Source organism: Corallococcus sp. AB045 (assembly GCF_003668895.1).
GTDB lineage: Bacteria > Myxococcota > Myxococcia > Myxococcales > Myxococcaceae > Corallococcus > Corallococcus coralloides.
Genome location: NZ_RAWN01000276.1, coordinates 1 through 9,857, shown reverse-complemented (window position 1 = coordinate 9,857; position 9,857 = coordinate 1). Strand labels below are relative to the sequence as shown.

Here is a 9,857-nt window from a genome sequence, read left to right as displayed (position 1 = left end):
GGCGGGGGCGTGGGCGGGGGCATGGTGCCTGTCGTGGACATGGCCTGCTACGGCTTCGGCTGCGGCTACTACAACGCGGACAGCACCAAGGTGACCACGGTGGACGTGTCGGACGTGGCGCACCCCACGGTGGTGGATCAGGTCTACCTGCCCGGCGTCTTCAACCAGGCGCGCCGCGTGGACAGCAACGTGCGGCTGGTGCTGGCGGACGCGTTCCGCTGGCCGGAGGCCGTGAAGTTCTGGGTGGACTACTCGGAGGACCTCTACAAGGACGAGGGGAAGCTCACCAAGACCCTCGACGCGCTCATCGCCGAGAACGAGAAGCACATCCGCGCGAACACGCTGGACCAGTGGCTGCCCGCGGGCAAGCACGTGGACGCGGCGGGCGTGGAGACGTCGCTGCCCACGTCCTGCGGTGACTTCTACCGGAGCAACGCGCCGTCCGCGCTGGGCTTCGTGACGGTGGCTTCGCTGGACCTGGACGCGCGCACGGCGGCGCCAGGGCGCACCAGCCTGGTGGCGGAGCCGGGCACGGTGTACGCGTCCAAGGAGTCGCTGTACCTGGCGCACTCGCATTACTGGTGGTGGCCGCAGCCGGGGCAGAAGGACTTCACCTACCTGCACAAGTTCGACCTGAGCCAGCCGGGCCGCGCGGTGTACGCGGGCTCCGGGACGGTGGAGGGCACGCCCATCAACCAGTTCGCCCTGGATGAATACGAGGGCGTGCTGCGCATGGCCACCACGGTCACCACGCGCCTCCCGGAGCCGGAGCATGCGGATTGGTGGTGGGGCGGCACCACGACGGCCAGCCGCGTGACGACGCTGGGCGTGAAGAACGGGCACCTGGCGGAGCTGGGCCGCAGCGAGGACCTGGCCGAGGGCGAGCGCATCTTCAGCGCGCGCTTCGCGGGCAATCGCGGCTACGTGGTCACCTTCCTCCAGGTGGATCCGCTCTTCACCTTCGACCTGAGCGACCCGGCCCACCCGCGCAAGGTGGGCGAGCTGAAGGTGCCCGGCTTCTCCACGTACATGCACCCGGTGGGCGACCACCACCTGCTGACCCTGGGCATCCACACGGATCCCAACGGCGGCTGCTGCGGGACGCGCATCCTGAAGCTATCCCTCTTCGACGTGAGCGACATGGCGAACCCGAAGGAGACCGCCACGCAGCTGGTGGGCGAGGCCTACGGCTGGAGCGAGGCCCTCTACGAGCACAAGGCCTTCAACTACTTCGCGGCCAAGGGGCTGGTGGCCATCCCGTTCACGGACTACTCGAGGACCTACATGTCCTCTGACGACTACTGGCAGGGCTTCCGCACGGAGCTGCGCGTGTTCCGCGTGGACCTGGCGGCGGGCATCTCTCCGGTGGGCGCGGTGCCCATGTCGGACCTGTTCAAGACCACGAACCTGCCGCAGTGGAGCTACTACTACACGCCGGAAGTGCGCCGCAGCGTGATGGCGGATGACTACGTCTACGCCATCAGCGACGCGGGGGTGCGCGTGTCGAAGGTGCAAAGCCTCCAGACGCCGCTCGTCACGGTGCCGTTCCCGGTCAGCACGCCCTGACGCAGGCGGGCGGGCGGTCAGACAGGGCGGGGGATTGCGTCGCTTGCACCAGCGCAATCCCTTCCCTATAGGCCCCGTCATGCCGCCCGAAGCCGTCGAGCCCTCCGTGTCGTCCTCCCCTCCGGCCCGCGGCGCCAAGGGGGAGCTGCGCGCCCTGCTGGCGCTGGCGATTCCCCTGTGCATCGCGCAGGCGGGCCAGTCCCTGATGAGCGTGACGGACACCTTCATCGTCGGCCGGGCCGGCACGTCCGCCCTGGCGGCGGTGGGCCTGAGCCACGCCCTCTTCTTCGCCGTTAGCAGCTTCGGGATGGGGCTGATGATGGGCGTGGACCCGCTGGTGTCCCAGGCCATTGGCGCCGGCAACCCACGCCGCGCGCGCGACGTGCTCTGGCAGGGGGTGTGGCTGTCCGCCTTCGTGGGCGTGGTGCTGTGGGCGGTGCTCATCACCGTGCCGTCCGGCCTGCCGTGGGTGGGCGTGGCGGAGGAGCAGATCGTCCAGGTGCGCGCCTTTCTGCACTTCCGCGCGCCCAGCCTGCCCCTGATGCTCATCTTCCTCACGGTGCGCGCGTACCTGCAGGCCATCGGGACGCCCCGGCCGCTGGTGGTGTCCGCCGTGCTGGCCAACATCATCAACGTGATGCTGGTGCCGCTGTTCGTCTTCGGCGGCGAGTCGCTGCCCACGTGGGCGGGACCGCTCACCCATGTGCCGGCCATGGGCGCGGCGGGCGCGGCGCTGTCCACGCTCCTGTGCACGGCGCTGGAGGTGCTCATCGTCGCGCGGGCGGTGCAGGCCATCCCGGTGCCGGGCACGCCGTCACGCAAGCCGGTGGTGGCGGACCAGCTGCGGGCGTTCCGGGTGGGGCTGCCCATCGGCCTGCACATCGCGGCGGAGGTGGGCGTCTTCGCGCTGGCGGGCGTGCTGTCCGCGAAGCTGGGGCCGGAGAGCGTGGGCGCGCATCAAATCGCCATCTCCTTCGCCAGCCTCACCTTCACCATGGCGCTGGGCATCGGCAACGCGGGCAGCGTGCGCGTGGGCTGGGCCGTGGGCGCGCATGACACGCCGCAGGCCCGCAGGAGCGGGTTGATGGCCTTCGCCCTCGGCGCGGTGGTCATGTCGCTCGGCGGGCTCGTGTTCGCGCTCTTCCCTCGGGGCCTGGCGAAGCTGGCCGGGGCTCCGGAGGACGTGCTGCCGCTCCTGCTGCCCCTGCTGATGGTGAGCGCCATCTTCCAGGTCTTCGACGGCGTGCAGGGCGTGGGCGCGGGCGTGCTGCGCGGCGCCGGCCAGACGCGCTTCACCTTCGTGGCCAACATCGTGGGCCACTACGCCGTGGGCCTGCCCCTGACCCTGCTCCTGGGCTTCCACCTGGGCATGGGCGTGCTGGGCATCTGGTGGGGCCTGTGCGCGGGCCTCATCACCGTGGCCGCCGCCGTGCTGTGGCGCTTCTGGCGTGTCAGCGCGGGCACCCTCAGGCCGCTGGAGGGTTGAGGAGGGTAGGTTGTAAACTTGCAGTGTGGGCGGAAACTCCAAGAATCTAGGAATCGGACGCAACACGGATCTGGAAGACCCGACAATTGTCCCAGGAGCTTACATGTCCAACTACCGCATCCGCCCCGGCGACACCCTCTCTGGCCTGGCCGCTCGTTTTGGCACCTCCGTGCAGAAGCTGGCGCGCGACAACAACATCTCGAACCCGGACCTCATCTTCTCGGGTCGGACGCTGCGCATCGGCCACTCCGGCCGTGACAGCTTCGACGCCGGTGGCCGTCAGGGCGTTCGCGGTGGGCGTGGCGTGGGTGGTGGGCAGGACGTGGGCGGCCCGATGGGCGTGGCCCCCACCGGCGGGACCGACAAGGGGCGCCGGCTGGCGGAGGCGGCGCGCGCGGCGGCCATGGGTATGGGCGGCTACAACAGCCAGGGCCTGTGCGCCACGGGCGTGAGCCGGGCCATCCGCAACTCGATGGGCATCGGCGTGTCGGGCAACGGCAACCAGATCGACAACAACCTGCCGCGCGACAAGTTCCGTCAGGTGAACATGTCCCTGGAGGACGCGCTGAAGATTCCGGGCCTCGTGCTCACCTGGGAGGCCACCTCCACGCGCCTGGGCAGCATCTACGGCCACACGGCGGTGACGCTGGGCGACGGCCACTCGTCCGCCAGCGACTTCATCGAGCGCAACACGACGAACAGCGGCCGCACCGGCTTCAAGGTGTTCATGCCCATCGAGTAGCCCTTCCGGCTGCTCACGATGGTGCATCCCAAGCCTCCGGGTCCTTCCGACCGGAGGCTTTGTCGTGTCCCGAGTCCGGCATCCACGGGGACTTCAGGCCGGCAGGTACTGGCGGATCATCTGCCGCCACACGGGCCAGTCGTGGGTGCCGCCGTCCCAGATGGACAGGTCGTTGCGGATGTCCTTCTGCCAGAGGACCTTGGAGAGGTTCTCGTTGGAGGGGCGGCAGAAGTCGTGCTCGCCCACGGCCAGGGTCATCTCCACGCGGCGCAGGGCGGACAGGCGGCCGGGGTCGTGCAGGCCCGGCAGCCACTGCGGCGCGGTGTGGAAGTACACCTGTTCGTCGTGGTGGCCGTCGAGGAAGTCCTCCGTCTCGAACTTGCCGCCCATGGAGATGAGGCGCTGGAAGACGTCCGGGTGGCGCAGGCCCACGTTGTACGTGTGGAAGCCGCCCAGGCTGCACCCGGCGAGCGTGAGGCGGCCTCCGGCGGCGCGGCCCTTCGCGAGCGGCACCACCTCATGCAGCAGGTAGTCCTCCCACTGGGCATGGCGGGCCACGCGCACGGCGGGGGCGACGTCCTTGTTGTACCAGGACTCCTCATCCACCGAGTCCACGCACACCACGACGTAGCGGCCCGCGGCGATGCCATCCGCGATGGCGCCGATGAGGCCGAAGTCCTCGGCCTGGAAGAAGCGGCCCTTGCTCGTGGGCACCAGGATGACGGGTTCGCCCGAGTGCCCGTACAGCAGCACTTCCATGTCCCGGTTCAGCCGCGGGCTGTGCCAGCGGTGGTATTCGCGGTTCATGGCCGCCACCTTAACCGGCGCGTTCGCGGCGCGAATACGACCGCGGTGCGGACGCGCACCGGTCAGCCGCCAGTGAACACCTGCCGGGGTTGCTCCACACCTCGCCACGGGGTGAGAAAGGCATCCGCCTCCTTCGCGATGAGCTCCAACGAGGCGGTCAGCTCGTGGCCGTCGTCCACCTCCACCAGCCGGACGTGGCGCTTGCCCTGGGCCCACTCGCGCGAATAGCGCACGTCGCAGGTGTCGTCCTGGCGGCCGTGGATGATGAGGGTGGGCACGCGCACGTCGGGCCAGGGGCCGCGCTTCGTGTCCATGAGCTGGGCCTCCTCCATGATGCCGTGGTGCACGCGCGTGCGGCGCTTCTCCGCGTGGTCGTCCGTCTCCAGGTAGCCCGTGCGCTTCCACTCCGTCCAGTTGTTGGGGCCCAGGCGGCGCTGGAGCTGCTCCACGAAGCGGAAGGCGGGGGCCAGCAGCACCAGTGCGCCCACGCGCGCGTCCTGCTCCGCGGTGCGCGCGGCGACGAGCCCGCCCATGCTGGAGCCGATGAGGACGGAGCGGTCATTGGGGGCGCCCAGCGCGTCCCGCACGGTGTCCAGCATGGCGTGCAGGCTCAGGTGCTCCAGCGACGGCACGCGCAGGTTGAGGCGCTCCAGGGAGATGCCCTGCTTCGCCCAGTACGCGTCCAGCCAGACGCCCTTGGCGGAGAGGGGGCCGGAGGCGAAGCCGTGCAGGTAGAGCCAGCGGGGACCGGAGGTGGGGGGCGGCGCGTTCATGGGCGCGCACTGTACCCGCGCTAGAAGCGCAGCACGGGGCCGGCGACGATGCTCTGGAGCGGTTTGGCGCACATGTTCACGCTGACGCCCGCGCTGGCGTTGGTGTCATCCGTGGCCTTGGTGAACTTCACGTCGCAGAACTGGATGGCGGTGGCGACGGAGATGCCCCACCGGTCGCTAATCCAGCCGTCCAGGCCCACGCGGAAGGCCATGCTGGTGACGTCGAAGTCCTCGCGGCGCAGCTGGCCCAGGCTGTCCGGGGTGAAGGGCTGCGACCAGCTCTTGGCCAGGCGCGCACCCACCCACGGTGTCACCGGCTTGTCGCCGAGGAAGCGCAGGCGGGCTTCCAGGCCCACGGCGGTGTAGTCGAGCTGCACGCGGCTCATCTCGGACGGGTTCTGGGCCTCCGCGAACTGCTGGCCCCAGGTCTGGGTGGTCTCGAAGACGACGCCCAGGGACAGGCCGGGCGGTGTCTCCACGGCGAGCCAGGCCTGGAGGGCGGGGCCCTTGGCGCGCCAGTCGCTGAAATGATCCAGGGTGATGCCCGCGCCCAGGGAAGCATAACCATGCCACCCGTCCGCGACCGCTGGCCCCGCGCCCAGGACGCCCGCCAGGACCAGCCACTTCCACTTCGTATCCATGCCGCCACTGTATGCCGGACCGGGGGCGAGGCTAGGCTTGCGGGCATGTCCGTATCTTTCGAGGTCGCGGTGGCCGAGGTCCGCGACGCGCTCACCGACGCGAGCCGGGGGCTGGTCGAGCGCGAGGCGATGGTGGAGCTGGTGGCGCTGTCGGCGGTGGCGGGCGAGCACCTGCTCGTCGTGGGACCGCCGGGCACCGCGAAGAGCGAGGCGGTGCGCAGGACGGCGCGCGGCCTGGGCGGCTCCTACTTCGAGTACCTGCTGGGGCGCTTCACGGAGCCGTCTGAAATCTTCGGGCCGGTGGACCTGCGCAAGCTGCGCGAGGGGCTGGTGGAGACGGAGACGGCGGGCATGTTGCCGGAGGCGGAGGTGGCCTTCCTGGATGAGGTGTTCCTGGGCTCCACCGCCATCCTCAACACGCTGCTGGGGCTGCTGAACGAGCGCACCTTCCGGCGCGGCCACACGCGCATGCAGTGTCCGCTGCGGGTGTGCGTGGGCGCGTCCAACGCGCTGCCCGAAGATGATGCGCTGGCCGCGTTCGCGGACCGGTTCCTGGCGCGCATCTTCGTGGAGCCGGTGCCGGATCCGCGGTTGGAGGAGCTGCTGGAGGGAGGCGCGTCGCTGTGGGCGGACGCGGCGCCGCGAGTGGCGTCGCTTGCGTCCCTGGACGTGGTGGCGCAGGCGGCGCGGCGCGCGGACCTGGGGCCGGTGCGGCCGCACCTGGCGCAAGCGCTGCGGACGTTGCGGGCCGCGGGCATCGCGTTGTCGGACCGGCGCGCGGTGAAGGTGCAGCGGTTGGTGGCTGCCGCCGCGGCGCTGGCGGGGCGGACGACGCCGGGCGTGGCGGACCTGTGGCCGCTCGTCTACGCGGTGCCCACGAAGGAGGCGCAGGCGCTGGCTCGCGACGTGCTGCGCGACGTGCTGTCCGCGTCGGAGAACCTGGCGCTGCCGGCCGCGGCGCTGGAGGCGAGCGCGGGGCCGCTGGCTCGGGCCCAGCGCATCGCGCAGGCGGGGCACGTGTTGCTGGAGTCGCGGCCCGTGGAAGGGGACGTGGACGCGGTGGCCGCGTGGCGGCTCAAGCTGGAGGGCGTGGCGCGCGAGATGGATGCGGGCTTCGCACCGGAAGCACTGCCGGAGACGCTGCGTGCGTTGCGTAGCGCGGTGGCGGTGGTGCTGGAGGAAGAAGCGAGCACGCGCGCGGCGTGACGCTGGTGGCTTCTCCTTCGGAGCTGCATGCCCTGGCGGGACGACACGCCCTTTGCTTCGTGGTGGGAGCGCTGTCGTCACGCTGATGCGGCACAACACGTCCTACACGTGCCCTGCTGAAAGTCGCGGCTCGGGCGCTGCCGGTACGCCGATGCGCAGCCGCACACCCCCATCGGCACTTCACGACCTTCATCGGCCCTGCTGAAGGTCGTGGCTCGGGCGCTGTCGTTACGCCGAGGGCTTCTGCTCGACGTACTTCGCGAGCTTCTCCAGGGACATCCTCCATCCCATCTCATTGTCGGCGGGTGGCACGCCGGGTGGGAGTCCTTCGTGCACGGCGAGGAGGTCGGTGCCCCCACCTTGCGCGTCGGTGAGCGTGAACGTGATGATCATCTCTCCTTGAAGCGCGGGGTCGGTAGTCTCGAACTCAGTGGTTTCGATGACCTGTTCATCCGGCACGAGCTTCACGAAGCGGCCGTGATGCGTGTCCGTGTGCGCGGTCGTCTTGCCGGTCTCCGTGGGCGCGTCGTAGGTGAGCGAGATTCGGAACGCGCCGCCCTCGCGCGGTTCGAAGACGTGCACCTGACTCGTCATGCCGTCGGGCACCATCCAGGTCGCGACCGCGCGGGCGTCAATCAGGGCGCTGTAGACGCGCGCACGGGGGGCCTTCAGGTGGTGGCGGATCCGGGTCGTGCTCATGCTCGGGAGCATGGGCAGGGGCTCCGGACGCTGTACAGCGGAAGTCCGGCGGACTGTCGCGCGTCATGCCCGGCGCGGTCTAGAGTGCCGGGGTGATCAACGGGCGTGGGATGCGCGGGAGCAGGGCATCATGAGGCCGCCATTGGAACCAGCCGTCGCGGGACTTCCCGTGCGCTGGCGCCCCCGAGCCCTGCCCCTGGAGCCCGTGGCCGTGGCCGGTGTCGGCCCCGTGGCGCTCGCGCTGGGACACCGCGCTTCGCGGGCGGAGGACGCGACGCTCGCTTCGTGGAACGGTGTCGCGGGACCGGACGTGCTCGTGCTGCTGGGGGCTGCTGCTTCGCTGCCCTGGGTGGATGGCGCGGTGTATCTGGGGCGTGACCCGCTGGCGCCCGCGCTGCTGCTGCCCTGCGCGATGGAGCCGGAGGTGGCGCCTTCGCTGCTGGAGCGTGCGCTGCTCGCGGGGCAGGGCGATGCGCCGCTCGCGGTGCTGCCCGCGTCAGGGATGCTCGTCTCCGTCGCGGCGGCCAAGCCTGTCGCGCGCGCCTCGTTGACCGCGTGGCTGTCCGCCACGGCCGTGGAGGCCGCTTCGTGACGACCGCGTTGCCTCCCGCGCTGCGCCCCTGGGCGGCGCAGCTGTCCCTCTTCCCGGAGGACCTGGCGCGGCACCTGGGGCCGCACGTGGCGCGGTTGTCCGCGGCGGTCGGGACGCTGCGGCCTCGCGGTGAGTCCGAGGGCGGTGAGCCTCAAGGCTATGACGGGCTTTCGCGCCGGGGGCCTTTCGAACGGCTGCTCGTCAGTGAGTGGCTCTGGGCACTGGAGGCGCCGGACGAACTGGTGCGCCGCGCGGCGTACGGCGAGCTGTCGTTCCTCAAGCCCGCGTTCCGGCAGCCGCAGGGGGCTCGGCGCACCGTGGTGCTGCTGGACGTGGGACCGGATCAACTGGGCCTGCCGCGCATCGCGCACCTCGCGCTGCTGGTCGTGCTCGCGCGCCGCGCGGAGGCCGCGGGTGCGGCGTTCACCTGGGGCGCGCTCCAGACCGATCCCGCTCGCGCCACCCATGCGGGCCTGGGCATCCCGTCGCTCCACGCGTGGCTCAACGCCCGCTCCACCACGCCCGCCTCGTCGCTGCAGCTGTCCTCGTGGCGCGAGGCCCTGGACCTTTCACGGGCGCCCGAGGACGTGTGGCTCGTGGGCTCCTCGCGCCTGGGGCGTCTGGAGGGCGCGGAGGGGATGTCCCGCGTGGAGGTCTCCGAACCGATGGAGCCCGGCGCGCACCGGCTCAATGTGGACGTGCGGCCCTCGGCCCGTGTTCCCCGCCCGGTGGTGCTGGAGCTTCCGCCTCCGGAGGATTGTCTGCGCCTGCTGCGCAATCCCTTCCGTTCCGAGCGGGCGTCCGCCGGGGGGACGCCGCGCAAGGCCGACCGGCGCATCGTGGGCTTCTCCTTCTCCGGGGATGGCCGGCGCGTGCTGCTGTTCTCCGCGGATGGTGCCGTCGAGGCCATGGCGGTGCCGCATTCTCCTCGCGCGACCGTGCCCAAGCCCCGGCGCGTCCAGGTGCCTCCCGGGCAGCGCGTGGTCGCGGCGGGATGGCGCTCCTCGGGTGGACTGCTCGTGCTCGCGCGCCATGGAGATACCTACGTGCTGCACGGGCAGCTGCGGGCACCCGAGGGTTTCCGGACGGGGCGCTATCACGTGTTGGACGACTCCGTGCGGCCGGCCCCCTCGCCGGGCGCGCTCCCGTTGACCCTCTTGAGCCAGGGGGCGCGGCGCGGGCATGGCGGGCATGAACGCGTGTGGTTGAAGGACGGCAAGGACCGGCTGTTCTCGCTGCCGCCTCCCTCCTCGGAGGGGACCGTGGCGCTCGAGGTGGAGGAGGAGGGCGTCGCCGCGATGGCGGAGGTGAAGGCGCGCCCGCTTTGTGTACTGCGGCCTCGGGG

General features: G+C 71.1%; 10 protein-coding genes. 6 read left to right on the top strand and 4 right to left on the bottom strand.

The window, feature by feature from the left end; genetic code table 11:
* The 3 genes from D7Y21_RS37740 to D7Y21_RS37730 all read left to right on the top strand — a co-directional run.
* Window positions 1-1,566 (top strand): beta-propeller domain-containing protein (locus D7Y21_RS37740; protein WP_121718283.1); only part of this gene is annotated, 1,566 nt, incomplete at its 5' end.
* A gap of 79 nt (window positions 1,567-1,645) precedes the next feature.
* Window positions 1,646-3,052: an MATE family efflux transporter gene (locus D7Y21_RS37735; protein ID WP_120567532.1), complete on the top strand. Its 1,407-nt coding sequence runs from the start codon at window positions 1,646-1,648 to the stop codon at window positions 3,050-3,052.
* A 103-nt stretch (window positions 3,053-3,155) separates the two neighbouring features.
* Window positions 3,156-3,794 (top strand): LysM domain-containing protein, encoded by a 639-nt coding sequence (locus D7Y21_RS37730; protein WP_199724646.1) that lies wholly within the window; start codon window positions 3,156-3,158, stop codon window positions 3,792-3,794.
* Between the two features lie 93 nt (window positions 3,795-3,887).
* Here D7Y21_RS37730 and D7Y21_RS37725 read toward each other — a convergent pair whose 3' ends face one another.
* The 3 genes from D7Y21_RS37725 to D7Y21_RS37715 form a co-directional block, all read right to left on the bottom strand.
* The gene (locus D7Y21_RS37725) at window positions 3,888-4,601 is read right to left on the bottom strand and encodes an esterase family protein (RefSeq protein WP_121718282.1); all 714 of its coding nucleotides are present in this window, start codon (window positions 4,599-4,601) and stop codon (window positions 3,888-3,890) included.
* A gap of 62 nt (window positions 4,602-4,663) precedes the next feature.
* The gene (locus D7Y21_RS37720) at window positions 4,664-5,374 is read right to left on the bottom strand and encodes a YqiA/YcfP family alpha/beta fold hydrolase (protein ID WP_120567534.1); all 711 of its coding nucleotides are present in this window, start codon (window positions 5,372-5,374) and stop codon (window positions 4,664-4,666) included.
* 20 nt (window positions 5,375-5,394) lie between these two features.
* Window positions 5,395-6,015, bottom strand: coding sequence for a hypothetical protein (locus D7Y21_RS37715; RefSeq protein WP_121718281.1), 621 nt, complete (start codon window positions 6,013-6,015; stop codon window positions 5,395-5,397).
* A 45-nt stretch (window positions 6,016-6,060) separates the two neighbouring features.
* On the opposite strand from D7Y21_RS37715, the gene D7Y21_RS37710 reads away from it, so the two are divergent.
* A complete protein-coding gene (locus D7Y21_RS37710; RefSeq protein WP_121718280.1) occupies window positions 6,061-7,221 on the top strand; it encodes an AAA family ATPase in 1,161 nt (386 codons plus the stop codon).
* 228 nt (window positions 7,222-7,449) lie between these two features.
* Here the strand turns inward: D7Y21_RS37710 and D7Y21_RS37705 are convergent, their stop codons facing one another.
* Window positions 7,450-7,920 (bottom strand): SRPBCC family protein, encoded by a 471-nt coding sequence (locus D7Y21_RS37705; protein WP_233592019.1) that lies wholly within the window; start codon window positions 7,918-7,920, stop codon window positions 7,450-7,452.
* A gap of 130 nt (window positions 7,921-8,050) precedes the next feature.
* On the opposite strand from D7Y21_RS37705, the gene D7Y21_RS37700 reads away from it, so the two are divergent.
* Together D7Y21_RS37700 and D7Y21_RS37695 are read left to right on the top strand one after the other, a co-directional pair.
* On the top strand, window positions 8,051-8,512 hold the full coding sequence (locus D7Y21_RS37700; protein WP_121718279.1) for a hypothetical protein: 462 nt from the start codon (window positions 8,051-8,053) through the stop codon (window positions 8,510-8,512).
* Window positions 8,509-9,857: LpqB family beta-propeller domain-containing protein (locus D7Y21_RS37695; RefSeq protein WP_121718278.1), on the top strand; the 1,349-nt coding region annotated here is incomplete at its 3' end. The genes D7Y21_RS37700 and D7Y21_RS37695, both read left to right, overlap by 4 nt.